The 23,572-nt window shown below is 73.5% G+C and carries 23 protein-coding genes and 1 tRNA gene; 13 read left to right on the top strand and 11 right to left on the bottom strand.

The genetic code is table 11. The features are described 5' to 3' along the window. Position 1: 1 nt before the first annotated feature. The 8 genes from asd to RF644_RS11750 all read right to left on the bottom strand — a co-directional run bounded on the left by asd (position 2) and on the right by RF644_RS11750 (position 8,293). Positions 2–1,144: an aspartate-semialdehyde dehydrogenase gene (asd, locus tag RF644_RS11785; RefSeq protein ID WP_368796645.1), complete on the bottom strand. Its 1,143-nt coding sequence runs from the start codon at positions 1,142–1,144 to the stop codon at positions 2–4. 10 nt (positions 1,145–1,154) lie between these two features. Continuing rightward, the gene (locus RF644_RS11780; RefSeq protein WP_368796644.1) at positions 1,155–1,547 is read right to left on the bottom strand and encodes a GNAT family N-acetyltransferase; all 393 of its coding nucleotides are present in this window, start codon (positions 1,545–1,547) and stop codon (positions 1,155–1,157) included. Positions 1,548–1,573: 26 nt separating this feature from the next. Next, entirely contained in the window at positions 1,574–2,173 is a 600-nt protein-coding gene (locus tag RF644_RS11775) for a dihydrofolate reductase (protein ID WP_368796643.1), read from the bottom strand. Beyond that, positions 2,170–3,012, bottom strand: a complete 843-nt coding sequence (locus RF644_RS11770) for a thymidylate synthase (RefSeq protein ID WP_368796642.1) — start codon at positions 3,010–3,012, stop codon at positions 2,170–2,172. Before RF644_RS11770 ends, RF644_RS11775 begins: the two co-directional genes overlap by 4 nt. Positions 3,013–3,150: 138 nt before the next feature. After that, complete coding sequence (locus tag RF644_RS11765) at positions 3,151–4,176, bottom strand: NUDIX domain-containing protein (RefSeq protein ID WP_368796641.1); 1,026 nt, start codon at positions 4,174–4,176, stop codon at positions 3,151–3,153. 108 nt (positions 4,177–4,284) lie between these two features. Continuing rightward, entirely contained in the window at positions 4,285–6,564 is a 2,280-nt protein-coding gene (locus RF644_RS11760) for an RNA degradosome polyphosphate kinase (protein WP_368796640.1), read from the bottom strand. 61 nt (positions 6,565–6,625) lie between these two features. Next, positions 6,626–7,558, bottom strand: a complete 933-nt coding sequence (gene mshD, locus RF644_RS11755) for a mycothiol synthase (protein WP_035924917.1) — start codon at positions 7,556–7,558, stop codon at positions 6,626–6,628. A gap of 51 nt (positions 7,559–7,609) precedes the next feature. Further along, positions 7,610–8,293 carry a response regulator transcription factor gene (locus RF644_RS11750; RefSeq protein ID WP_017834238.1) on the bottom strand — a complete coding sequence of 228 codons (684 nt, stop codon included), beginning with the start codon at positions 8,291–8,293 and terminating at the stop codon, positions 7,610–7,612. Between the two features lie 241 nt (positions 8,294–8,534). Here RF644_RS11750 and RF644_RS11745 point away from each other — a divergent pair, with 241 nt between their 5' ends. The 3 genes from RF644_RS11745 to RF644_RS11735 all read left to right on the top strand — a co-directional run bounded on the left by RF644_RS11745 (position 8,535) and on the right by RF644_RS11735 (position 10,950). Beyond that, complete coding sequence (locus RF644_RS11745; protein ID WP_251355408.1) at positions 8,535–9,140, top strand: hypothetical protein; 606 nt, start codon at positions 8,535–8,537, stop codon at positions 9,138–9,140. Positions 9,141–9,256: 116 nt separating this feature from the next. Beyond that, entirely contained in the window at positions 9,257–9,856 is a 600-nt protein-coding gene (locus tag RF644_RS11740; protein ID WP_017834235.1) for an FABP family protein, read from the top strand. Between the two features lie 5 nt (positions 9,857–9,861). After that, complete coding sequence (locus tag RF644_RS11735; RefSeq protein ID WP_368796639.1) at positions 9,862–10,950, top strand: folate-binding protein YgfZ; 1,089 nt, start codon at positions 9,862–9,864, stop codon at positions 10,948–10,950. 116 nt (positions 10,951–11,066) lie between these two features. Here RF644_RS11735 and RF644_RS11730 read toward each other — a convergent pair whose 3' ends face one another. Beyond that, positions 11,067–12,098 carry a 6-phosphofructokinase gene (locus tag RF644_RS11730; RefSeq protein WP_017834233.1) on the bottom strand — a complete coding sequence of 344 codons (1,032 nt, stop codon included), beginning with the start codon at positions 12,096–12,098 and terminating at the stop codon, positions 11,067–11,069. A gap of 190 nt (positions 12,099–12,288) precedes the next feature. Between RF644_RS11730 and ppk2 the strand changes: the two genes are divergently transcribed. Further along, positions 12,289–13,200, top strand: coding sequence for a polyphosphate kinase 2 (gene ppk2 / locus RF644_RS11725; RefSeq protein ID WP_368796740.1), 912 nt, complete (start codon positions 12,289–12,291; stop codon positions 13,198–13,200). Between the two features lie 84 nt (positions 13,201–13,284). Here the strand turns inward: ppk2 and RF644_RS11720 are convergent, their stop codons facing one another. Next, positions 13,285–13,632, bottom strand: a complete 348-nt coding sequence (locus tag RF644_RS11720) for a hypothetical protein (protein ID WP_368796638.1) — start codon at positions 13,630–13,632, stop codon at positions 13,285–13,287. Then, a complete protein-coding gene (locus RF644_RS11715) occupies positions 13,629–14,834 on the bottom strand; it encodes a pyridoxal phosphate-dependent aminotransferase (protein WP_144836158.1) in 1,206 nt (401 codons plus the stop codon). Before RF644_RS11715 ends, RF644_RS11720 begins: the two co-directional genes overlap by 4 nt. 283 nt (positions 14,835–15,117) lie before the next feature. On the opposite strand from RF644_RS11715, the gene RF644_RS11710 reads away from it, so the two are divergent. The 9 genes from RF644_RS11710 to gcvP all read left to right on the top strand — a co-directional run bounded on the left by RF644_RS11710 (position 15,118) and on the right by gcvP (position 23,535). Then, positions 15,118–15,190: transfer RNA gene (locus RF644_RS11710), tRNA-Trp, on the top strand. Positions 15,191–15,300: 110 nt separating this feature from the next. Continuing rightward, a complete protein-coding gene (gene secE, locus RF644_RS11705; protein WP_017833270.1) occupies positions 15,301–15,573 on the top strand; it encodes a preprotein translocase subunit SecE in 273 nt (90 codons plus the stop codon). Between the two features lie 84 nt (positions 15,574–15,657). Further along, a complete protein-coding gene (nusG, locus tag RF644_RS11700; RefSeq protein WP_368796637.1) occupies positions 15,658–16,524 on the top strand; it encodes a transcription termination/antitermination protein NusG in 867 nt (288 codons plus the stop codon). Positions 16,525–16,670: 146 nt separating this feature from the next. Next, on the top strand, positions 16,671–17,102 hold the full coding sequence (rplK, locus tag RF644_RS11695; RefSeq protein ID WP_017833272.1) for a 50S ribosomal protein L11: 432 nt from the start codon (positions 16,671–16,673) through the stop codon (positions 17,100–17,102). Between the two features lie 89 nt (positions 17,103–17,191). Then, positions 17,192–17,899, top strand: coding sequence for a 50S ribosomal protein L1 (gene rplA / locus RF644_RS11690; RefSeq protein ID WP_017833273.1), 708 nt, complete (start codon positions 17,192–17,194; stop codon positions 17,897–17,899). A gap of 145 nt (positions 17,900–18,044) precedes the next feature. Further along, positions 18,045–19,196 carry a GNAT family N-acetyltransferase gene (locus RF644_RS11685; RefSeq protein WP_368796636.1) on the top strand — a complete coding sequence of 384 codons (1,152 nt, stop codon included), beginning with the start codon at positions 18,045–18,047 and terminating at the stop codon, positions 19,194–19,196. A gap of 299 nt (positions 19,197–19,495) precedes the next feature. Next, positions 19,496–20,020: a 50S ribosomal protein L10 gene (gene rplJ / locus RF644_RS11680; protein ID WP_017833275.1), complete on the top strand. Its 525-nt coding sequence runs from the start codon at positions 19,496–19,498 to the stop codon at positions 20,018–20,020. Positions 20,021–20,118: 98 nt separating this feature from the next. Continuing rightward, positions 20,119–20,502 (top strand): 50S ribosomal protein L7/L12, encoded by a 384-nt coding sequence (rplL, locus tag RF644_RS11675; RefSeq protein WP_017833276.1) that lies wholly within the window; start codon positions 20,119–20,121, stop codon positions 20,500–20,502. A 198-nt stretch (positions 20,503–20,700) separates the two neighbouring features. Continuing rightward, positions 20,701–23,535 carry an aminomethyl-transferring glycine dehydrogenase gene (gcvP, locus tag RF644_RS11670; RefSeq protein WP_368796635.1) on the top strand — a complete coding sequence of 945 codons (2,835 nt, stop codon included), beginning with the start codon at positions 20,701–20,703 and terminating at the stop codon, positions 23,533–23,535. Positions 23,536–23,572 lie beyond the last annotated feature (37 nt).

Genomic DNA, 23,572 nt, shown 5'->3' with positions numbered 1-23,572 from the left:
GCTACAGGGTGCCGGTGGCGATGCGCAGCATGCGGCGCAGCGGCTCGGCCGCGCCCCACAGCAGCTGGTCGCCGATCGTGAAGGCGCTGATGTAGCCCGGCCCCATGGCGAGCTTGCGGATCCGGCCCACGGGGATGTCCAGGGTGCCGGAGGTCGCCACGGGGGTGAGGTCCCGCATCGAATCCTCCTTGGTGTTGGGCACCACGGTGGCCCACTCGTTGTCGGCGTCGACGATCCGCTCGATCTCAGCCACGGGCAGGTCCTCCCGCAGCTTGATCGTGAGGGCCTGGGAGTGCGAGCGCATCGTGGCGATCCGCACGCACAGCCCGTCCATGGGCACCCAGTCCTGGGCGTACCGGTCCGTGCGGCCGAGGATCTTGTTGGTCTCGGCCGCGGACTTCCACTCCTCGCGCGACTGCCCGTTGCCGAGGTCGGCGTCGATCCAGGGGATGAGGGAGCCGGACAGGGGCGCGCCGAACATCGAGGTGTCGAGGGCGTCGCCGCGCTGGGCGGCGAGCACCTTGCGGTCGATGTCCAGGATCGCCGAGGCGGGATCGGCCAGCTCGTCCGCGACGACGCCGTGGAGGGCGCCGAACTGCGCCAGCACCTCGCGCATGTGCCGGGCCCCGCCGCCGGAGGCGGCCTGGTAGGTCATCGACGTGGCCCACTCCACGAGGTCGTTGCGGAACAGCCCGCCGAGACCCACGAGCAGGCAGGAGACCGTGCAGTTGCCGCCCACGAAGTCCTTCACGCCGCTCGCGAGACCGCGGTCGATGACGTCCCGGTTGACGGGGTCGAGGACGATGATCGCGTCGTCGTTCATCCGCAGGGTCGACGCGGCGTCGATCCACAGCCCGTCCCAGCCGGCGGCGCGCAGCCTCCCGTGCACGTCCTTGGTGTAGTCCCCGCCCTGGGCGGTGACGACGATCGGGAGCTTCGCCAGGGTCTCGAGGTCGTAGGCGTCCTGCAGCGTGCCGGCGTCCCCGGCGAAGGACGGGGCGGGCCGGCCGGCGCTGGAGGTGGAGAAGAACACCGGGGTGATGCCCCCGAAGTCCCCCTCCTCCTGCATGCGCTGCATGAGCACGGAACCCACCATGCCCCGCCAGCCGACGAACCCTACCGAATCACCCGAGCGAAAAGTCATGGCCCCCAGTCTAGTGGGCGCGGTGCAGGGCCCAGCGCCGGCGCTTCTCCTTCACCTTCTGCGCCGGCGGGAGCTCGAGGCCGGGCACCACCAGGTCCCCGTACTGCGGGAAGCGGTGGAGGTAGTCCTGGACGTAGGTGCACGTGGGGCGCACCGCGACGCCCTGCTCCCGGAAGCCGTCCAGCAGGAGCGTGACGAGGGTGCGCGCGTAGCCCTGCCGGCCGAACTGCTCGCCGATGATGGTGTGCTGGAGCTCGACCGTGCCGTCCTCGTGGTCCTGGAAGCCCTCGAAGCCGATGAACTGCTGCCCCCGCCACAGCTCGTAGCGGTCGAGGTCCGTGTTCTTCACGACGCGCAGCTGCTCGTCGTCCCGGATCGCGGGGTCGGGGTGCCGGTCGGTCACGGTGGTCCTCCTGGTCGTGGTGCAGCTCACGCTACCGGAGCCGCCGGGCTACCGGAACCGGGCGTCCCTCCGCCGGGTCCCCGCCGGTCGCGCGTGCGCCGCTCGATCCGGTAGCCCAGGCCGGTGCGGGACACCGACGGGCCGAGGACCGGCTCCGTGGCCCACCCGTCGTCGAGCACCGGGGCGTGCGTGTCCCCGTCCGCGTCGAGGTCGATGACGGTCACGAGCGCCTCCGTCACGGGGTGCTCGGCGTCGGCCAGGGCCTGCCGGTAGACCTCGCCGCCGCCGATCACCCAGATGCGCTCCGCGCCGGGGCTCGTCCGGGCCAGGCGCACGGCCTCGGCGTACGAGGACGCCGTCAGCACCGCGCCGGGAGCCCCGCCCCGGTCCACCCGGCCGGGGGAGGAGGTGATGACGATGTTGGTCCGTCCGGGCAGGGGCCGGAAGCGCTCCGGGAAGGACTCCCACGTGCGCCGGCCCATGATCACGGGGTGGCCGGTCGTCGTGCGCCGGAAGAACGCCATGTCCTCCGGCAGCGACCAGGGCATCGCCCCGGCGCGGCCGATGACGCCGTCGGCGGTCTGCGCCCAGATCGCCCCGATCGCCCCGGCCGTCCCGGCGGTCATACGGCCACCGGGGCCTTGATCGCGGGGTGGTGGCGGTAGTCGAGGACCTCGAAGTCCTCGAGCTCGTAGTCGAAGACGGTGGCGGGCCGCCGGGCGAGCCGCAGCCGCGGATAGGGGTAGGGGTCCCGGGAGAGCTGCTCGCGGACCTGCGCCACGTGGTTGTCGTAGACGTGGCAGTCCCCGCCGGTCCAGACGAACTCCCCGGGCTCCAGACCGGTCTGCTGGGCGATCATGACGGTGAGCAGGGCGTAGGAGGCGATGTTGAAGGGCACGCCCAGGAACATGTCCGCGGAGCGCTGGTAGAGCTGGCAGGACAGCCGCCCCGGCCCGTCCTCCCGCGGCTCGACGTAGAACTGGAACAGGGCGTGGCACGGCGGCAGCGCCATCTCGTCCACCTCGGCGGGGTTCCACGCGGTCACCACGTGGCGCCGCGAGTCGGGGTTCGTGCGGATCTGCTCCACGACCTTGGCGATCTGGTCGATCGACCCGCCGCCGGGGGTGGGCCAGGACCTCCACTGCACGCCGTAGACGGGTCCGAGCTCCCCGTCCCGGTCCGCCCACTCGTCCCAGATGGTCACACCGCGCTCCTGCAGCCACCGGACGTTCGAGTCCCCGCGCAGGAACCACAGCAGCTCGAGGGCCACCGACCGGAAGTGCACCCGCTTGGTGGTCAGCAGCGGGAAGGACTCCGCCAGGTCGAAGCGGATCTGGCGCCCGAAGACGCTGCGCGTCCCGGTGCCCGTGCGGTCGGACTTGTGCACCCCCTGCTCGAGGACCTCGCGCAGGAGGTCCTCGTAGGGCGTCGGCACCGGGGCGGGCACGGGGTCGGGGGAGGTCATGCGGGTCTCCTCGGGGGTAGTCGGGGCGGGCCGGTCGGGGCCGGGCGGTCCGTGGCGGGTGGCTCGTGGCGGGTGGTGCGTGCGGTCCCGGCGGTTGCGGGACGGTGCGCCGCGGGTCCTGCGGCGCCGGGCCGGAGGTCAGTCGTCGAAGGGCTTCACGAGCTCCACGGAGACCACCCGCCGGCGGTGCCGGCGGGAGACCTGCAGCACGATCATCTCGCCGGGGGAGAGGTACGGGTCCTTGGCCGGCAGCTGCGCGGCGAGCTCGGGGCTCGCGTGCCGGGCGATGACCTTGAGGACCGTGGGCAGCACCGGGCGGTGCGTGCACAGCGCCACCGGCGTGTCCTTGTCGAACATGGTCTGGGCCACGGCGGCCGCCTTCTTGGGGTGGCGCTTGTGCGAGGCCTCCGTGAGCTGCGGGCGCTCCCGCACGGAGACCCCGGCCTTGCGCGCGTACGGCACCACGGTGGACAGGCAGCGCAGCCAGGGGGATGTGAGGACCCGCTCGGGGGACCACGCCCGGAGCAGCCGGGTCACGGCGAGGGCCTGGCGCTTGCCGGTCGCGGCCAGCGGCCGGTCGCCCTCGGCCCGGGACCAGGCCGAGCGCGGCTTCGCCTTGGCGTGGCGCACCACGATCGCCGGGCGCGTGGCGAGGTCCCCGCGCTCGTGCAGGTCCACCAGGGCCGCCAGCGGCTCCCGGTCGGAGGGGTTGGTCAGCATCCGGTGCGCGTCCTCGGGCGAGACCCAGCGGACGGCGTCCACCTCCTTGCCGTCGGGCTCGGGCCGTGCGCCGGGGCCGAACTCCGCGGCCCAGTAGTGCACGTCCTTGCACCCGTCCTTGACGTCGTAGCGGATCGTGGGCAGGGGCACGCCCAGGCGCGGGAGCAGGCCGATCTCCTCGCTGACCTCCCGGTGGGCGGTCTCGGGCAGCGTCTCGCCGTCGTCCTGCTTGCCCTTGGGGAAGGACCAGTCGTCGTAGCGCGGCCGGTGGATGACCAGCACCTCGAGCCCGCCGCCCGTCCGGCGCCAGCACAGGCACCCGGCGGCGAGCACGTCGGCGGGCCGCCCGCTCCCGGCCGCGCCGCTCGTGCCGGTCCTGCCGCCCGCCCGGCCGGGGCTCTCGGCCGTGCGCTGCTCGGCGGTCTTCTCTGCGGTCCTGGGCATGGCCCCTCTTTCGTCCCCTGTCCGTGGTGCACGGGCGTGCCGGGGCCCGCGGTCCGGACCGTCGGGCGGCACCTCCACGATGCTACCGCTGACCCGTTCCACCGCCGACTAGATCGTCGGCCGGCCGAGGGCCCGGCTGCGCAGCAGGTGCTCCTGGACGTCCACGAGCGGGTTCCCCTCGGCGTCCCGGTGGTGGCGGGTCCACACGCCCTCGGCGTCCAGGTGCCAGCTGGCCGTGGCGTCCGAGACGTAGCGGGCGAGCAGCCGCACGAGCGCGGACGCCTGCTGGGGGTCCGTGATCCGCACCAGGGTCTCCACCCGGCGGTCGAGGTTGCGGTGCATCATGTCCGCCGAGCCGATGTAGACGAGGGGCTCGCCGGCGTTGCAGAACGCGAAGACCCGGGAGTGCTCCAGGAACCGGCCCAGCACCGAGCGGACCCGGATGTTCTCGCTCAGCCCCGGCACCCCGGGGCGCAGGGCGCAGATCCCGCGGACCACCACGTCTACGGGCACCCCGGCCTGCGAGGCCCGGTAGAGGGCGTCGATCACGGCCTCGTCCACGATCGAGTTGCACTTGACCTGGATCCGGGCCGGGCGGCCGGCCCGGTGGTGGCGGATCTCGGCCTCCACAAGGTCGACGAGCCCGGAGCGCACGGAGCGGGGCGCCACGAGCAGGCGCTGGAAGGTGGTCTTGGGCGCGTAGCCGGAGAGCTGGTTGAAGAGCCGGGAGACGTCCTCCCCGACCTCCGGGTCGCACGTGAGCAGCCCCAGGTCCTCGTAGAAGCGCGCGGTGGAGGGGTGGTAGTTGCCGGTGCCGATGTGCACGTACCGGCGCAGCCCGTGCTCCTCCTGGCGGACCACGAGGGAGAGCTTGCAGTGGGTCTTCAGCCCCACGATGCCGTAGACCACGTGCACCCCGGCCTGCTCGAGCTTGCGGGCCCAGGAGATGTTGGCCTGCTCGTCGAAGCGGGCCTTGATCTCCACCAGCGCCAGCACCTGCTTGCCGGCCTCGGCAGCGTCGATGAGCGCGTCCACGATGGGGGAGTCGCCCGAGGTCCGGTACAGGGTCTGCTTGATGGCCTGGACCTTCGGGTCCGCGGCGGCCTGCTCCAGGAAGGCCTGGACGCTCGTGGCGAACGAGTCGTAGGGGTGGTGCAGCAGCACGTCCCGGGCCCGGGTCGCGGCGAAGACGTCCGCCGCCTTGGCGGTCTCCGCGGCGTTGAGGTAGCGGGAGGTGTGCGCCACATGGCGGGCGTAGTGCAGCTCCGGGCGGTCGATGCCGGCGATGACCCCCAGCCCGCGCAGGTCCAGCGGGGCGGGCAGCCGGTAGATCTCGGACTCGTCGATGCCCAGCTCCGAGACGAGCAGCTCGAGCACCTCCGTGCTGATGCTGTCCGTGACCTCCAGGCGCACCGCGGGACCGAAGCGGCGGCGCAGCAGCTCCTTCTCCAGGGCCTGCAGGAGGTTCTCGGCGTCGTCCTCCTCGACCTCCAGGTCCTCGTTGCGGGTCACGCGGAACACCTGGTGCTCCTCGACCTCCATCCCGGGGAACAGGTCGTCCAGGTGCTGGGCGATGACGTCCTCGAGCGGGATGAACCGGGCCTGGCCGTTCGGCAGGCGCGAGGCCCGGGACCCGTCCACCGACAGCAGCCGGGGCAGCTGGTCCGGGACCTTCACGCGGGCGAACAGCCGCTTGCCCGACTGCGGGTTGCGGACCATCACGGCCAGGTTGAGGCTCAGCCCGGAGATGTAGGGGAACGGGTGGGCCGGGTCCACGGCCAGCGGCGTGAGGATGGGGAACACCTGCCGGTGGAAGTCCCCGGTGAGCCGCTCCCGCGTGGCGGCGTCCAGGTCCTCCCAGCCGACCAGGTGGATGTTCTGCCGGGTCAGCTCGGGCCGCACCAGGTCGTGGAAGGCCCGCGCGTGCCGCTCCTGCAGCTCGTGGGCGCGCGCGGCGATGGTGGCCATCTGCTCCGCGGGGGAGTGCCCGGAGGCGGCCGGCCGGGCGATGCCCGTGGCGATGCGCCGCTTGAGCCCGGCCACCCGGACCATGAAGAACTCGTCCAGGTTGGAGGCCACGATGGACAGGAAGTGCACCCGCTCCAGGAGGAAGAGGTCCGGGTCCTCCGCCAGCTCCAGGACCCGGGAGTTGAACGCCACCCAGCTGGCCTCGCGGTCCAGGAAGCGCTCGGGCCCGTGCCGGCCCTCCAGCACCTGCCGGGCCGCGGGCACGGGGTCGTCGATCCGGTCCCGGTCCCCGTGGCTCCGGGCGGAGTCGGGGAGCTCGTCGGGGCCCCCGGGGGGTGCGGTGCCGGACCCGGCGGCCGGGGCCCCGGGGGCGCCCGGGGCCGGCGCGGACTGCGGGCTGTCCTGCTGGTGGGTGGTCATCACGGTCCTGTCTCGTCGTGCCCGCCCCGGCGGTCCGGGCGCGGGAGGATCGGGTGGCGGGTCAGCCGGGGAGGGTGCCGGCGTACATCACGTCGAGGTGCCAGGGCCGGAACCCCAGCGCCTCGTACAGCCGCATCGCGGCGGCGTTGTCCCCGTCCACGTAGAGCATGACCTCGTCGAGCCCCTGCCGGGCGAGGTGGTTGACGCCGGCGGCGGTCAGCGCCCGGCCCAGCCCCGTGCCCTGGTGCCCGGGGGCTACGCCCACGGCGTACACCTCGCCGAGGGGACCGCGCTCGGCGTCGGCGGCGTGCACCTTGGTCCAGTGGAAGCCGGCCACGGTCCCGGGCTCGTCCTCCCGGACGGCGAGCAGGAAGCCGGCGGCGTCGAACCACGGCTCGGCCTCCCGCTGCCGGAGGTCGTCGAGGGTCATCCTGCCCTGCTCCGGGTGCTCGGCGAAGGCGGCCGCGTTGACCCGCAGCCACTCCTGCTCGTCGCGGCCGGGCTCGAACGCCCGCAGGCGGAAGCCCTCGGGCATCGCCTCCGGGAGGGGCAGGTCCGCCGCGCCGCGCAGCGGGCGCAGCAGCCGGTGCAGGTCCCGCACGGGGGCCAGGCCGTGCCGGGCGGCGAGCGCGGCGGCGGCGGGGTGCCCGCCGTGCGCCCAGGCGCGCACCGTGCCGGTGGTCCCGGCGGCCACGGCGCCGGCCAGCGCCGCGCCGATCCCGGCGCCGCGGTGGGCGGGGCCGACCACGAGCTCCACGAGGTGGGCGCCGTCGGGCTCGGGCACGCGCACGGCGGCGCCGAGGAGCTCCCCCTCGCGCGAGCGCGCCAGGACGGTGCGGACCCGGCCGTCGCGCGCCGAGCGCAGGTCCACCAGGGTCTGGTCGGAGAACGGCGGGTCGCCGTCCGCGGCGGCGGCGCGGGACGCGAGCGCCACGATCTCCTCGGCCGGCGGGACGTCCGGGCGGTCGAGGTCGTACGGCACGGAACGGGACATGGGGACCTCCTGCGGAACGGGATGGGGCGCACGGACCGGGTCGGGAGGTGCTCAGCCCTCCCGGGCCCGCGTCGTGGCGAAGCTGTAGCCCACGTTACGCACCGTGGTGATCAGGTGCTCGTGGTCCGCGCCCAGCTTGGCGCGCAGGCGCCGCACGTGCACGTCCACGGTGCGGGTGCCGCCGTAGTAGTCGTAGCCCCAGACCTCGCTGAGCAGCTGGGCGCGGGTGAAGACCCGCCCCGAGTGCTGGGCCAGGTACTTCAGCAGCTCGAACTCCTTGTAGGTGAGGTTCAGAGGCTGGCCGTTGACGTGCGCGGAGTACGCGGCGTCGTCGATGACCACGGAGCCCGCACGGATGCGGGTGTCGTCCTCGGGGACCTCGGCCGTGCGGGAGGAGGCCAGGCGCAGCCGCGCCTCGACCTCCGCGGGGCCGGCGGTGTCGAGCACGACGTCGTCGACCATCCAGTTCGCGGCCACGGCCGCCATCCCGCCCTCGGTGAGGACCATCAGCAGCGGCGCGGCCAGGCCCTTGGCGGTGAGCAGCTGCGCGAGGTTGCGGGCGGTGATCAGGTCGGTGCGCCCGTCCAGCAGGACCACGTCCGGGGACCGGCCGTCGAGGCTGCCGGACACGGTCCGCGTCGGGGCGACCGAGACCTTGTGGTTGAGCAGGTCGAGGGCCGGGAGCACCGATGCCGAAGGTCCGTCCGCGTCGGTCAGCATCAGGATCTGGAACACTCGTGCTTCTCCACTCTGGCGTACGGACTGAGCTGTCAGTATAGGTCCGGGCGGGCGACCGGCTCCGCGACCTCGCCGGCCCGGAGCGTCCCGCGGCCCGTGCCCGCCCGGCCCCGCGCCCGGTTCCCGGTCCCGCACCCGGTCCCGGCGCTCCGCCCGCGCCCCGCGGCGAGCCGCTATCGTTGCTCGTGTCCGCCCGGGCGCAGGTCCCGACCCCCGACAGTGCAGGAACCCGATCACCATGAGATACGCCATGATCGCCGCGTGCAGCGTGGCCGGGCTGGTGGCGGCCCTCGTGGCGGTCGCGGTCGCCGGGCCCGCGCCGCTGGTGCTGGCGCTGGGCATGTCCGTGGTCATCGGCTTCGGCTGGCCGGCGGCCACCGGCATCGCGGCGAGGCACCGCCACAACGTGATCATGACCGCCGCCGGCGTCGTCGCGGCCCTGCTCGTGCAGTTCCTGCCCGGCCAGCAGCTCGTGTGGCTGCCCGCCGTCGTCGGCGTGGCCCTCATGACGGTGTTCGCGGCGGAGCTGGTGCGCGGCGAGGGCGCCGAGCACCGGCTCGAGTCCGCGATCGCCTCCACGGCGGGCGTGCTGGCGGCGGTCAGCTCCTCCGGCTGGATCGCCCTGGCCGGCGACTACCGGGCCACGGGCCCGGACCCCGCACTGCTCGTGGTGGTCGGCGCCGTCCTGGCCGCGCTGGTGGCCCTCGTGGGCGGGCGCGTCATCGCGGCGGCCCCGAAGAGCTCGCCCAAGCGGGGCGTCGTGGCCCTCGGCGTGACCCCCGTGGCGTTCCTCGGGGTGGGGGCCGTGTTCACTGCCCGGCTGGTGAGCACCGTGGTAGTTTAGGGCCATGCTTGCACTCGAAATCTTCTACCTCGCCCTGCTCGGCATCTCGGGCCTGTTCATCGCCGGGATCTCCCTGAAGGTGGTCCTCGGACTGTTCAAGGGACAGCACTAGTCCCGTGCCGATCGAGATCCCCTCGGATCTGCTGCCCGAGCTCGTCCCCTTCGCCTGGCTGCTGGGCACCTGGGAGGGCGACGGCTTCATGGGCTACGGCGAGGTCGAGCAGCGGCCGTTCCGGCAGCGCGTGACCTTCGAGCAGAACGGGCTGCCGTTCCTCGACTACCGGGCACAGACCACGCTCCTCGACGACGAGGGGCAGCCGATGCGCCCGGCCACCGTGGAACAGGGCTTCTGGCAGCTCGACCGCACCCTCGAGGACGGCGACGTGGGCCCCGGGATGCTCCCGCCGGACCTCGTGCCCGTGCTCCAGGGCGCCGAGGACGTGGAGCGGATGCGCAACGCGGACGGCGGCTTCGACGTCCTCGTGACCCTGACCCACCCCGGCGGCGTCGCCGAGCTCTACGCCGGGCAGATCAAGGGCCCGCGGATCGATCTCGCCACGGACGCCGTGATCCGCGCCCGCGGGGCCAAGGAGTACAGCTCCTCGACCCGCATGTACGGCCTGGTCCACGGCGACCTGTTCTGGGCCTGGGACATGGCCGCCCTCGGCGAGCCCCTGACCACCCACGCCTCCGCGCAGCTGCGGAAGATCGGCTGAGTTCCGTGACCGAGCACCGTTCCCCCCTGCTCCACCGGCCGGGCGCCGTCGAGGCCGAGGGCCTGGACCGCGGGGTGGCCGCCCACTACGGCGACCCGCTGCGCGAGCAGCGCTCCCTCGTGCGCACCCCCGGCACCGTGGTGGACCTCTCCCACAAGGGCGTCGTGACCGTCACCGGGCCCGACCGGCTCAGCTGGCTCACCACCCTCTCCTCCCAGGTGCTCACCGGGCTCGAGTCCGGGCACAGCACCGAGACCCTCTTCCTGTCCGTGCAGGGGCGGATCGAGCACGCCCCCCATGTGGTGGACGACGGCACCAGCACCTGGCTGATCACCGAGGCCGACGAGACCGCGGCCCTGGTGGCGTGGCTCGAGCGCATGCGCTTCGCGCTGCGCGTCGAGATCGAGGACCGCACCGGGCAGTGGGCCGTGCTCGGCGCCACCGGCCCCGTGCCCGGCCTGCCCGCCACGGTCGTGTGGCGGGACCCGTGGCCCCACGTCGCCCCCGGCGGGTGGAGCTACGCCGTCCTCGACGGGCCCCACCCCGGCGAGGAGCGCACCTGGTGGGAGCACCTCGTGCCCCGCGACGAGCTCGACGCCCTGACCCTCGACCTCCCCCTCGCCGGCGCGTGGGCCGCCGAGGCGCTGCGGATCGCCGCGTGGCGCCCCCGCCTGGGCGCCGAGACGGACGAACGGACGATCCCGCACGAACTCGACCTCCTGCGCACCGCCGTGCACCTGGCCAAGGGCTGCTACAAGGGCCAGGAGACCGTCGCACGGGTGCACAACCTCGGGCACCCGCCCCGCCGGCTGGTGCTGCTCGACCTCGACGGGTCGGAGCACACGCTGCCCGCCGCCGGGGCCGAGGTGGTCGCGGGGGAGCGCACGGTGGGGCGCGTCACCTCCGTGCAGCTCCACCACGAGCAGGGCCCCATCGCCCTGGCCGTGCTCAAGCGCACCGTCGATCCCGCCGCCGAGCTCGTCGTCACCGACGGCGAGCAGCGGTGGGCCGCGGCGCAGCAGGTCGTCGTGCCGCCGGACGCCGGGCAGGTGGTCGGCCGGCAGACGGGCTTCCTCCGCGGACCCCGCCCCTGACCTCGCCGGACCCCGGGACTCCCGTCACCGAGGTCCGCCCCGGGCCCGGAGCGGCGCAGGGCCGGGCCCCGGGCGGCGCGGACCCGCAGGTCTGACCGCCCGGGCCGCCGCCCGCCTCAGCGGCCGAAGAGGACGCGCGCCTCGTCCCAGCGGTCCTGGGGGACGGTCTTGAGCCCCTCGAGGGCCTCGGCGAAGTCGACGCGGACCATGTCGGTGCCGCGGATGGCGACCATCCGCCCCCACTGCTTCTCGTGCACGAGGTCGACCACGGACATCCCGAAGCGGGTGGCGAGCACGCGGTCGAAGCCGGTGGGGGCGCCCCCGCGCTGGATGTGCCCGAGCGTGGTGTTGCGGGTCTCGATGCCGGTGAGGCGCTCGATCTCCTGCGTGACGTACTCCCCGATCCCGCCCAGGCGCGGGCGGCCGTCGGCCTCGGTGCCCTTCCCGGCGAGCACGTCCTCCCGGTCCTCGGGGATGAACCCCTCCGCGACGACCACCAGCGGGGAGCGACCCCGGTCGTAGACCTCCTGCACCCACGCGCAGACCTGGTCCATCGAGACCTTCTGCTCGGGGATCAGCACCGCGTGGGCGCCGGCGGACATGCCCGAGTGCAGCGCGATCCACCCGACGTGGCGGCCCATGACCTCGGCGACCATGCACCGGTGGTGGGACTCCCCGGTGGTGCGCAGCCGGTCCATGGCGTCGGTGGCGATGGACACGGCCGTGTCGAAGCCGAACGTGTAGTCGGTGGCCTGCAGGTCGTTGTCGATGGTCTTGGGCACCCCCACCACGGGCAGTCCGGCGTCGGCCAGGCGCTTGGCGCCGGCCAGGGTGCCCTCTCCGCCGATGGCCACGATCGCGTCCACCGCGTGGCGCTCGAGCATCACCCCGATGTTCTCCGGCCCGCCGCCGGGCCCGGAGTAGGGGTTCGTGCGGGAGGTGCCGAGGATGGTCCCGCCCTCCCGGGCGAGGCCGCGGACCCGGGTGCGGGGCAGGTCCATGATGTCGCCCTCGAGCACCCCGCGCCAGCCGTCGCGGAAGCCCACGAACTCGTGGCCGTAGGTCTTGATCCCGTGCAGCACGGCGCCGCGGATCACCGCGTTGAGTCCGGGGCAGTCCCCGCCGCTGGTCAGCAGTCCGATCTTCATCCGTACAGTCTCCTCCGGGTGGGCGGGGCGTGCGTGGCGGGCCGGACGTGCGCCGGCAGGCCCAGTCTAGTGAGTCCGGGCCCGGGCGGCAGGGCCGGGCCCGGCCGTGTTGGCCCCCGGCGCCGCCCGCCCGCCCGCGGCCTAGACTGCCGGGAAAGGGGCCCTGACGGGCCCGGAAGGAGGGGTGGCGTTGAACGCGGACAAGGAACCGGCCCGGGAGAACCTGCGGGAGTTCATCGACAAGCTGGTCGACCAGGGGTACACGGTGCGGGACGGGCAGTCCCCGGACCCGGACCTCATCGATCCCGGGGGATCGGCCGTGGAGACCTGGCGGGAGGACTACCCGTACGGCGAGCGGCTGTCGCGGGAGGAGTACGAGCTCGAGAAGTACCAGCTGCAGATCGAGCTGCTGAAGTTCCAGTACTGGGGCCAGGACCACGACCTCCAGCACGTCATCGTGTTCGAGGGCCGGGACGCCGCCGGCAAGGGCGGGACGATCAAGCGCTTCACCGAGCACCTGAACCCGCGCGCAGCCCGGGTCGTGGCCCTGACGAAGCCCTCGGACCGGGAGCGGGGCCAGTGGTACTTCCAGCGCTACATCCAGCACCTGCCCACGGCGGGGGAGATCGTGATGTTCGACCGCTCCTGGTACAACCGCGCCAACGTCGAGCGCGTCATGGGCTTCTGCACGGACCCGCAGTACGAACAGTTCATGGCCCAGGCGCCCGTCTTCGAGAAGATGCTCGTGGATTCCGGAATCCACCTCACCAAGTTCTGGTTCTCCGTGACCCAGCACGAGCAGCGCACCCGGTTCGCGATCCGCCAGATCGACCCCGTGCGCCGGTGGAAGCTCTCGCCCATGGACCTGGCGTCCCTGGACCGGTGGGAGGACTACACGGACGCGAAGGAGGAGATGTTCCTGCGCACGGACACCGACCACGCCCCGTGGATCACGGTGAAGTCCAACGACAAGAAGCGCGCCCGGCTCAACGCGATGCGCTTCTTCCTGGACCAGTTCGACTACGAGGACAAGGACCCGGACGTGGTCTATCCCCCCGACCCGCTGATCGTGCGCCGCGGCCTGGAGGCCGTCGGCGACTGAGGCGCGGCCCGGGGGCGCGGGACGACGACGGCGCCGCCCGTCCCCCTCCGGGGGCGGGCGGCGCCGGTGCGCGGCGGTCGCGGCTCAGCGGCCGGGACGGTCCACCAGGACGGTGTTGGCGGCGGCGTTGGCGGCGGTCACGGCCAGGACCGACGGCCAGGCCCCGATCCGCCGGGCCAGCGGGTGGGAGAGCCCGAAGCCCAGGACGTAGAGCGCGCCGAGCGCCGCCGTGGTGCCCGGCCCGCCGCGGTGCCACCACGTGTGGGCGGCCGCTGCCCCGGCCGCGGCCAGCACCGCCCCGCCCAGGGGGCGGACGCCGGTCGCCCGGGCCGTGGCGTACCCGCCGATCAGCCCGGCGCTCACGAGCGCCGCCGCGGGCACCTGCTCCGCCGCGGCCACGGCGGCGTCCCGGGCGTCCGTCGCGGCACTCACGCGGCGCCGCCCAGGTACTCCTGGAGCCGGCGCAGGCCCTCCGCGAGGTCGTCGTCGCCGAGGGCGTAGGACAGGCGCAGGAAGCCGGAGGGGCCGAACGCCTCGCCGGGCACCACGGCCACCTCCGCCTGCTCCAGGATCAGCTCGGCCAGCTCGGCGGAGGTCTGCGGCGTCGCGTCGCCGAAGCGCCGGCCGAGCAGGCCCCGCACGTCCGCGTAGGCGTAGAACGCGCCGGTCGGGGTGGGGCACTCCACGCCGTCGATGGCGTTGAGGGCCTCGACCATGACCCGGCGGCGGCGATCGAAGGCCTCCCGCATCCGGTGGGCCTCGTCGAGCGGGCCGGACACGGCCGCCAGCGCGGCCCGCTGGGCCACGTTGTTGACGTTGGAGGTCAGGTGGGACTGCAGGTTCGTGGCCGCCTTGATGACGTCGGGGGCCCCGATCATCCAGCCCACCCGCCAGCCGGTCATCGCGTACGTCTTGGCCACGCCGTTGAGGACGACCACGTTCTCGCCCAGCTCCGGCACGGCGGCGGCGATCGAGGTGAACGGCACGCCGTCGTAGGTGAGGTGCTGGTAGATCTCGTCGGTCAGCACGAAGATCCCCTTCTCCGCCGCCCAGCGGCCCACGGCCGCGGTCTCCTCGGGGGAGTACACGGCGCCCGTGGGGTTCGACGGCGAGCAGAACAGCAGGGCCTTGGTGCGCTCGGTCCACGCCGCCTCGAGCAGCTCGGGGGTGACCTTGTAGCCGAGCTCCGGCCCGGCGAAGACCTCGACCGGGTTGCCCCCCGCGAGCTTGATGGCCTCGGGGTAGGTGGTCCAGTACGGGGCGGGCAGCAGGACGTCGTCGCCCTCGTCCACGACCGTCGCGAAGGCCTGGAACACGGCCTGCTTGCCGCCGTTGGTGACGAGCACCTGGGAGGGCTCCACCGCGTAGCCGTCGTCCCGGGCGGTCTGCTCGGCCACCGCCCTGCGCAGCTCGGGCAGGCCCGCGGCCGGCGTGTACCGGAAGTTCGCCGGGTCCTGCAGGGCGGCCGCGGCGGCGTCCACGATGTACTGGGGGGTCGGGAAGTCGGGCTCCCCGGCGCCGAAGCCGATCACGGGCCGGCCGGCGGCCTTGAGGGCCTTCGCCTTCGCGTCCACGGCGAGCGTCGCGGACTCTGCGATGGCGCCGACGCGCCGGGAGATGCGGGACGTGGTCATGACCGGGGGCCTCCTGGAGGGGAACGGGCGGTCTCCGCCGGGTGCGGGGACGGCGGTGCGGACGCCCCCATGCTACTCGGGCGTCCGCACCGCGGGCCCGGCGCCCCGGCGGCCGCGCCCGCCCGGATTGCACCCCGCCGCCCGGGTCGCCTAGGATGGACGACTGGTGTCATCGGCGCCTGCTCGGCCGCGCCGTCACGGCGGGACCGGATGGTAGAGTCGGTGACCGGGTCCGAGCGATCGAGACCGGCGTCCCCACGCCGGCCGAGGCCGCGAGGCACGTAGGGCAGTGGCGCAATTGGTAGCGCAGCGGTCTCCAAAACCGCAGGTTGCAGGTTCGAGTCCTGTCTGCCCTGCTCCAGTCCGGGGTGGTCCCCGGCACCCCCACGGGGGTGCCGGGAGCCGCCGCGGCGACGGCGGGCCGGCAGCACTGCGCGGCACGCACGAGTCCACACAGGGAGAGCCGATGTCGCAGACCACCGCCGGCCGCGCGTCGGGCCAGCCCCCGGAGCAGGGCGCGGAGAGCCCCCGCGGCGTCTTCGGGCGCCTGTTCCTGTTCCTGCGCCAGGTCGTCGGCGAGCTCCGGAAGGTGGTCACCCCCACCCGGCGCGAACTGGTCAACTACGTCCTGGTCGTCCTCGTGTTCGTCGCGTTCATGATGGTGCTCATCTCGGTCCTGGACCTGGCGTTCGGCCAGGCCGCCCTGTGGATCTTCGGGCAGGGGGACGCCGCCGGCTGATCCGGGCGGCGCACGGACCGGCGCGGCCGGCCACCGTGACCCAGCAGAGCACGACATCCACGAAAGAACTTTGAGGGAGATCCAGTGACCGAGCACGAGCTCGAAAACGGCACCGAGGCACCGGCCGAGGTCGACCAGCAGGCTCCGGAGCTGCCGGAGGCCGAGACCTCCGTGCAGGAGGACGACTTCGCGGCCGCCCACGACCCGGAGCACGCCCCGGTCGCCGACGAGGCTCCCGCCGCGCCCGCCGACGAGGAGGCCCCGCTCGACGAGGAGGCCCCGCTCGAGGCGGAGGCCCCGGCCGACGAGGAGGCCCCCGCGGCCGAGGACGAGGCGCCCGCCGTGGACCCCGTCGAGGAGTTCAAGTCGAAGCTGCGCCGCCAGGAGGGTGACTGGTACGTCATCCACACCTACGCCGGCTACGAGAACCGCGTGAAGACGAACCTCGAGACCCGCATCCAGTCCCTCAACATGGAGGACGACATCTTCCAGATCGAGGTGCCGATGGAGGAGGTCGTCGAGATCAAGAACGCCCAGCGCAAGATCGTGCGCCGGGTGCGGATCCCGGGCTACGTGCTGGTGCGCATGAACCTCACCGACGCCTCCTGGGGTGCGGTCCGCCACACCCCGGGCGTCACCGGCTTCGTCGGCCAGGACGCCTACAACCCGGTGCCGCTGCGCCTCGACGAGGTCTTCGAGATGCTCAACCCGGTCTTCGAGGCGCCGCAGGGCGCGGGGGCCGAGTCCTCCGCCCAGCCCAGCGCGCAGCCGCAGATCGACGTCGACTTCGAGGTCGGCGAGTCCGTCATCGTCAAGGAGGGCCCCTTCGAGACCCTCCCCGCCACGATCTCCGAGATCAAGGTGGAGTCCCAGCAGCTGGTCGTCCTCGTGTCGATCTTCGAGCGCGAGACCCCCGTCACCCTCGGCTTCAACCAGGTCTCCAAGATCTGAGCCCCGCGGGCCGCTCCGGCCCGCCCCAGTTCCCGGCCCCGCGGTGCATGCTTCGCCGCCGGGCCGCCCGGCCGCCGCGCCACGGCGGCCACCCGCCGTCGTACGCTCCTGTGCGCCGGTACGTCCAGCAGAAGAAGGACCAGCACATGGCTCCCAAGAAGAAGAAGGTCTCCGGCCTGATCAAGCTGCAGATCCAGGCAGGCGCCGCCAACCCGGCTCCTCCCGTGGGTCCGGCCCTCGGTCAGCACGGCGTCAACATCATGGAATTCTGCAAGGCCTACAACGCGGCCACGGAGTCCCAGCGCGGCAACATCGTGCCCGTGGAGATCACGGTCTACGAGGACCGCTCGTTCACCTTCGTCACGAAGACCCCGCCCGCCGCGCAGCTGATCAAGAAGGCCGCCGGCGTCGCCAAGGGCTCGGGTGTCCCGCACACCCAGAAGGTCGGCAAGCTCAGCATGGACCAGGTCCGTGAGATCGCCGAGACCAAGAAGGAAGACCTCAACGCCAACGACATCGACGCCGCCGCGAAGATCATCGCCGGCACCGCCCGCTCCATGGGCATCGAGGTCGAGTGACCAGCCTCGGCTGATCACCACCCACCGTTATTGACGTGGCAGGGCCGAGCGCGGCCCGCAGACCACAACTGCACAAGGAGAAGAAGCAGATGGCAAAGCGCAGCAAGGCATACCAGGCGGCCGCCGCCAAGATCGACGCGGGCACGCTGTACGCCCCGGCCGAGGCCGTGGCCCTGGCCAAGGAGCTCGACACCGCGAAGACCGACTCGACCGTGGAGGTCGTCCTCCGCCTCGGTGTCGACCCCCGCAAGGCCGACCAGATGGTCCGCGGCACCGTGAACCTGCCCAACGGCACCGGCAAGACCGCCCGCGTCGTCGTCTTCGCGACCGGCGACAAGGCCGCCGCCGCGGAGGAGGCCGGAGCGGACTACGTCGGCTCCGACGACCTGATCGCCCGCATCCAGGGCGGCTGGACCGACTTCGACGCCGCCGTGGCCACCCCGGACATGATGGGCAAGGTCGGCCGGCTGGGCAAGGTCCTCGGCCCCCGCAACCTGATGCCGAACCCCAAGACCGGCACCGTCACCATGGACGTGACCAAGGCCGTCAACGACATCAAGGGCGGCAAGATCGACTTCCGCGTCGACAAGCACTCGAACCTGCACTTCATCGTGGGCAAGACGTCCTTCGAGCTCGAGAAGCTGGCGGAGAACTACGGCGCCGCCCTCGAGGAGATCCTGCGCCTGAAGCCCTCCGCGTCGAAGGGCCGCTACATCACGAAGGCGACCGTCTCGACCACGTTCGGGCCGGGCATCCCGGTCGACCCGAACGCCACCGAGGTCGTCGTCGGCGCCTGACGCCGTGCACCGGAGCCCGCGGGGCTCCGACGGGTGGGGGCCCGGCCGATGCGGCCGGGCCCCTTCCCGTCCGACGGGACCACCCCTCCCACGACCCAGCAGCCGGCGGGCGTCCGCCGGCGCCCACGGAACGGAGACCCCCCACGTGAGCGAGCACCCCCCAGTGCGCATCGAGCAGATGCGCATCCCCGACGAGTTCGACGACGCCGCGCAGGAGCTGCTGGGGCGCGTCGCGGAGCTCGTGCGCCGGTCCCGGCAGCACGTGTGGGGGATCTCGGACCTCACCGGTGACGCCCAGGAGCTCTACCGGGACCTGCGGGACCCCTTCGAGCGCGTGGTCGTCCTGCTGGCGTGGGCCGGGGACCGGCTCGCGGGTCGGGCCGAGGTGCGGATGCCCCTGGTCACGCTCACCGACTCCGCCCACATCACCGTCGACGTGGACCCCGACGTCACCTCGCAGGGCACCGGCAGCGAGCTGCTGGCCGCCGCCGAGCAGCTCGCCGTGGGCGAGTCCCGCCGGCACCTGCGGATCCAGACCGAGCACCCCGGGCCCGAGGAGATCCAGGGCGACGGCAGCGTCACCGGGGTCTTCCCGCTGGTCACCCCCGGGATGGTCGAGTGGGTGGACGCCGCCGACGGCTCGGGCCGGCTGCCCGTGTCCAACCGGCAGACCCGCTTCGCCCTCAGCGCCGGCTACCGGCTCGAGTCGGTCAGCGACTTCGGGGTGCTGGACGTCCCCCTGCCGCCCGAGCGCGTCGCGGCCCTGCTGGACGAGGTTGCGGCCTCGCCGGCGCAGGAGCCGTACCGGATCCACGTCTGGAGCGGCCCGGCCCCCGAGGACCGGCTCGACGAGCTCGCCGCCCTGCACTCGCGCATGGCGACCGACTCGTTCCTGGCCCCCGTGGCCGCCGCCGAGCCCGAGCCCTGGGACGCCGAGCGCGTGCGGCGCACCGAGCAACTGCGCGCGGAGGCGGGCAACCTCTCGCTCGTGGCCGTCGCCGAGCACGAGCCCACCGGACGCCTCGTCGGGATGACCGAGATCGTCCTGGCGGGGGAGGAGCCGCCGATCGGGATGCAGGACGAGACCGTGGTCCTGCGCGAGCACCGCCGCCGGTGGCTCGCCACCCGGCTGAAGCTGGCCAACCTGCAGCAGCTCGAGCGGCTGGCCCCGAGCGTGCGCACCGTCTACTCCTGGAGCCACAGCGGCGACGACCGGATGAGCCGGGTCAACGCCCGGCTGGGCTTCCGCGTGGCCGGGCGCAGCGGCGTGTGGGCCCGCGACTTCCCCTCCGCCTGAGCCGGGTCCGGGGCCGTCCCGGAGCCGATTTGGCCGCGGCGGGGGCCTCCGGTAGCCTGGGAGACACCAAAGACCGCCGGTCGTGGTCCCCCTGCCCCGTGCGCCCCGTTTCGGAGTGCGCAGTGCGGGAGGACAGCCGTAAGAGTTCCGCCAGGAACCGCCAGCGCAGGTGAACCAGCACAGCGAGCACGTCCCGTCCTGCACGGGGTGCGACGCCGAGCCCCGGGCATCTGCGCGGGGCTTTTTCTGTGCCCGGACCCTTGCGGCAGCGACCGGCATCGAAGACCGGAAGGAGTACCATGGCGAACCCGGAAAAGGCAGCCGCGGTCGCCGAGTTGAAGGAACTGTTCTCCAACTCGGACGCCGCTGTCCTGACTGAGTACCGCGGCCTCACCGTGGCCCAGCTCAAGGAGCTGCGCCGCTCGCTCGGTGAGAACGCCGAATACGCCGTGGTGAAGAACACGCTGACCGCGATCGCGGCCAAGGAGCTGGGGATCGACGCGTTCGACGGCCAGCTCGCCGGCCCGAGCGCGATCGCCTTCATCTCGGGGGACCCCGTCGAGGCCGCCAAGAGCCTGCGTGACTTCGCCAAGGCGAACCCGCAGCTCGTCGTCAAGGGCGGTTACCTCGAGGGCAAGGCCCTGAGCGACGCGGAGATCAAGCAGCTCGCGGACCTCGAGTCCCGCGAGGTGCTGCTGGCCAAGGTGGCCGGTGCCGCGCAGGCGTCCCTGTCCCAGGCCGCGGCGCTGTTCCAGGCGCCGCTGTCGAAGACCGTCCGCACGGCCGAGGCGCTGCGCGCCAAGGTCGAGGAGCAGGACGCCTGACCAGCATCCCCGCCGCGAGGCACATTCTCACCACGGAACCAGACCGTCCCGCGCCGACGAACCCGGCCGGGGCACACCATCGAAAAGGAGCCACAACCATGGCCAAGCTCACCACCGCTGAACTGATCGACGCGTTCAAGGAGCTCTCCCTCATCGAGCTCTCCGAGTTCGTGAAGGCCTTCGAGGAGACCTTCGACGTCACCGCCGCCGCCCCCGTGGCCGTCGCCGGTGCCGCCGCTCCGGCCGCCGCCGCCGAGGAGGCCGAGGAGCAGACCGAGTTCGACGTCGTCCTCGAGGCCGCCGGCGAGAAGAAGATCCAGGTCATCAAGGAGGTCCGCGCGCTGACCTCCCTCGGCCTCAAGGAGGCCAAGGACCTCGTGGACTCGGCCCCCAAGGCCGTCCTCGAGGGCGCCACCAAGGAGGCCGCGGACAAGGCCAAGGAGGCCCTCGAGGGCGCCGGCGCCACCGTCACCCTCAAGTAGGACCCCGGACGCGTCCCTTCACGGACGCTCCTGCGAGGCCCCGGACGCACGGCGTCCGGGGCCTCGTGCCGTGCCGGGCCCGGACGGTCTGTGGGAGACTGGGGGCACGACCACATCGGCCGCCCACGCGCAGCGGGAGAGTCCGGGCGGGGGAGGGCGGACGGGCCCCACCGGGCCTCGGACCACGAGGAGCTCACCTTGTCCTTCCTGCCACGCCACCTCGGCCCGGACGCCGCCGAGACCGCGATCATGCTCGAGACCGTCGGCGCGGCCGACCTCGACGAGCTCGTCGCCCGCGCCGTCCCCGCGACCATCGCCTCCTCCGAGCCGCTGGGCCTGCCCGCCCCGATGTCCGAGCACGAGGCCCTCGCGGCCCTGCGCCGGGTCGCGGCCAAGAACCGGGTGATGACCCAGATGATCGGGCAGGGCTACGCGGACACCGTCACCCCGCCGGCGCTGCGCCGCAACATCCTCGAGAACCCCGCCTGGTACACCTCCTACACCCCCTACCAGCCCGAGATCTCGCAGGGACGCCTCGAGGCCCTGCTCACGTTCCAGAACGCCGTCATGGACCTCACCGGCCTGGACCTGGCGAACGCCTCCCTCCTGGACGAGGCCACCGCGGTGGCCGAGGCCGTGCTCATGATGCGCCGGGCCAACCGGAAGGCCACGAGCCGGCGCGTCGTCGTCGACGCCCGGACGCTCCCGCAGACCCTCGCCGTGCTGCGCGGGCGCTGCCGGGCCGTGGGCATCGAGCTGGTCGTCGCCGACCTCGCCGAGGGGCTGCCCGAGGGCGAGCTCTTGGGGGTGGTCCTGACCCAGGTGGGCGTCGACGGCGAGGTCGTCCCCCTCGCCGAGCGCGCCGAGGAGGCGCACGCGCGGGGGGCGCTCGTGGCCGTGGCCACCGACCTGCTGGCCCTGACCCTGCTGCGCTCCCCGGGGGAGCAGGGCGCGGACATCGCCGTGGGCTCGGCCCAGCGCTTCGGGGTGCCCCTGTTCTTCGGCGGGCCCCACGCCGCGTTCCTCGCCTGCCGCAAGGGCCTCGAGCGCAACCTGCCCGGCCGCCTGGTGGGCGTCTCCACCGACTCCTCCGGCCGGCCCGCCTACCGGCTGGCCCTGCAGACCCGCGAGCAGCACATCCGCCGCGAGAAAGCCACCTCGAACATCTGCACCGCCCAGGCCTTGCTGGCCATCGTGGCCGGCGCCTACGCCGCCTACCACGGCGCGGACGGGCTCCGCGCCATCGCCGAGCGCGTGCACGGGCTGGCCGCCCGCCTGGCCGCCGGGCTCGCCGCGGCGGGCGTGCGCGTGGTCCACGACCGGTTCTTCGACACCGTGCTCGCCGAGGTCCCCGGCCGCGCCGACGCCGTCGTGGCCGCCGCCGCGGAGCGCGGGATCAACGTCCGCCGGGCCGGCGCGGACCACGTCTCCGTGTCGGTGGGGGAGCCCCACGACGAGCGCGACGTCGACGCCGTGCTCGCGGCCTTCGGCGCCGCGGCCGTCGACGAGCCGGGCGCGGGCGGGGCCTGGGACCTGCCCGCCGAGCTGCTGCGCACCGACTCCTACCTGACCCACCCCGTGTTCACGCTGCACCGCTCCGAGACTGCGATGATGCGCTGGCTGCGCTCCCTCGCGGACAAGGACCTGGCCCTCGACCGGACCATGATCCCGCTCGGCTCCTGCACCATGAAGCTCAACGCCGCCGCGGAGATGGAGCCCATCAGCTGGCCCGAGTTCGCCTCGATCCACCCGCTCGCCCCCGAGGAACAGACCCTCGGCTGGCGCGAGCTCATCGCCCAGCTCGAGTCCTGGCTCACGGAGATCACCGGCTACGCCGCGGTCTCCGTCCAGCCCAACGCCGGCTCCCAGGGCGAGCTCGCCGGGCTCCTCGCGATCCGCCGCTACCACCTCTCCCGGGGCGACCGGCAGCGCACCACCGTCCTCATCCCGTCCTCGGCCCACGGCACCAACGCCGCCTCCGCGGTGCTCGCGGACCTCAAGGTGGTGGTCGTGGCCACCGCCGGGGACGGCTCCGTGGACCTGGAGGACCTCGCCGCGAAGATCGGGAGCGTGGGGGAGGAGCTGGCGGGCATCATGGTCACCTACCCCTCGACGCACGGCGTGTTCGAGGAGCAGATCACGGCCGTGTGCGAGGCCGTGCACGAGGCGGGGGGCCAGGTCTACGTGGACGGCGCCAACCTCAACGCGCTCATGGGCCTCGCCCTGCCGGGCCGCTTCGGCGGGGACGTCTCCCACCTGAACCTGCACAAGACCTTCTGCATCCCGCACGGCGGCGGGGGGCCCGGCGTGGGGCCCGTGGCCGTGGCGGAGCACCTCGTGCCGTTCCTGCCCGGGGACCCCGCGGCCCCGGACGGCGGGGAGGACTCCTTCCCCGTGTCCCAGGCCCGCCACGGGTCGGCCGGGGTGCTGCCGATCTCCTGGATGTACATCGCCATGACCGGCGCGGAGGGGCTCACCGCGTCGTCGCGCACCGCGATCCTCAGCGCGAACTACGTCTCCGCCCGGCTGGCCGACGTCTTCCCGACCCTCTACACCGGCCCGGGCGGGTTCGTGGCCCACGAGTGCATCCTCGACCTGCGCGCGCTCACGAAGGCCTCCGGGGTGACCGCGGAGGACGTCTGCAAGCGGCTCGTCGACTACGGCTTCCACGCCCCCACCCTCGCGTTCCCGGTGGCGGGCACGCTCATGGTGGAGCCCACGGAGTCCGAGAACCTCGCGGAGCTCGACCGGTTCGTGGCCGCGATGCGCGGGATCCACGCGGAGATGACCGCCGTGGCCGACGGCGAGGTCGCGCTCGAGGACTCGGTCCTGCGCCGCGCGCCGCACACCGCGGAGGTGCTCACGGCCGACGAGTGGGACCGGGCCTACCCCCGGTCCCGGGCCGCCTACCCGCTGCCCGAGCTGCGCCGCGCCAAGTACTGGCCGCCCGTGGGCCGGGTGGAGAACGCCGCCGGGGACCGCAACCTCGTCTGCAGCTGCCCGCCGGTCGAGGCGTTCGCGGCCGCGGGCTGACCCGCGGGCCCGGCGCCCCCGGTGCCGGTGAGACCCG

The organism is Kocuria sp. CPCC 205258 (assembly GCF_040981005.1).
GTDB lineage: Bacteria > Actinomycetota > Actinomycetes > Actinomycetales > Micrococcaceae > Kocuria > Kocuria rosea.
The sequence above is the reverse complement of the archived record's forward strand: the minus strand, read 5'-3'. Positions and strand labels throughout refer to the sequence as shown.

What these genes read in the sequence shown, in the direction of transcription:
- asd (WP_368796645.1), bottom strand. Translation starts at nt 1,144, where the DNA reads ATGACTTTTCGCTCGGGTGATTCGGTAGGGTTCGTCGGCTGGCGGGGC.
- RF644_RS11775 (WP_368796643.1), bottom strand. Translation starts at nt 2,173, where the DNA reads ATGACCGCCGGGACGGCCGGGGCGATCGGGGCGATCTGGGCGCAGACC.
- RF644_RS11770 (WP_368796642.1), bottom strand. Translation starts at nt 3,012, where the DNA reads ATGACCTCCCCCGACCCCGTGCCCGCCCCGGTGCCGACGCCCTACGAG.
- RF644_RS11765 (WP_368796641.1), bottom strand. Translation starts at nt 4,176, where the DNA reads ATGCCCAGGACCGCAGAGAAGACCGCCGAGCAGCGCACGGCCGAGAGC.
- RF644_RS11760 (WP_368796640.1), bottom strand. Translation starts at nt 6,564, where the DNA reads ATGACCACCCACCAGCAGGACAGCCCGCAGTCCGCGCCGGCCCCGGGC.
- mshD (WP_035924917.1), bottom strand. Translation starts at nt 7,558, where the DNA reads ATGTCCCGTTCCGTGCCGTACGACCTCGACCGCCCGGACGTCCCGCCG.
- RF644_RS11745 (WP_251355408.1), top strand. Translation starts at nt 8,535, where the DNA reads ATGAGATACGCCATGATCGCCGCGTGCAGCGTGGCCGGGCTGGTGGCG.
- RF644_RS11730 (WP_017834233.1), bottom strand. Translation starts at nt 12,098, where the DNA reads ATGAAGATCGGACTGCTGACCAGCGGCGGGGACTGCCCCGGACTCAAC.
- RF644_RS11715 (WP_144836158.1), bottom strand. Translation starts at nt 14,834, where the DNA reads ATGACCACGTCCCGCATCTCCCGGCGCGTCGGCGCCATCGCAGAGTCC.
- secE (WP_017833270.1), top strand. Translation starts at nt 15,301, where the DNA reads ATGTCGCAGACCACCGCCGGCCGCGCGTCGGGCCAGCCCCCGGAGCAG.
- rplK (WP_017833272.1), top strand. Translation starts at nt 16,671, where the DNA reads ATGGCTCCCAAGAAGAAGAAGGTCTCCGGCCTGATCAAGCTGCAGATC.
- rplA (WP_017833273.1), top strand. Translation starts at nt 17,192, where the DNA reads ATGGCAAAGCGCAGCAAGGCATACCAGGCGGCCGCCGCCAAGATCGAC.
- rplJ (WP_017833275.1), top strand. Translation starts at nt 19,496, where the DNA reads ATGGCGAACCCGGAAAAGGCAGCCGCGGTCGCCGAGTTGAAGGAACTG.
- rplL (WP_017833276.1), top strand. Translation starts at nt 20,119, where the DNA reads ATGGCCAAGCTCACCACCGCTGAACTGATCGACGCGTTCAAGGAGCTC.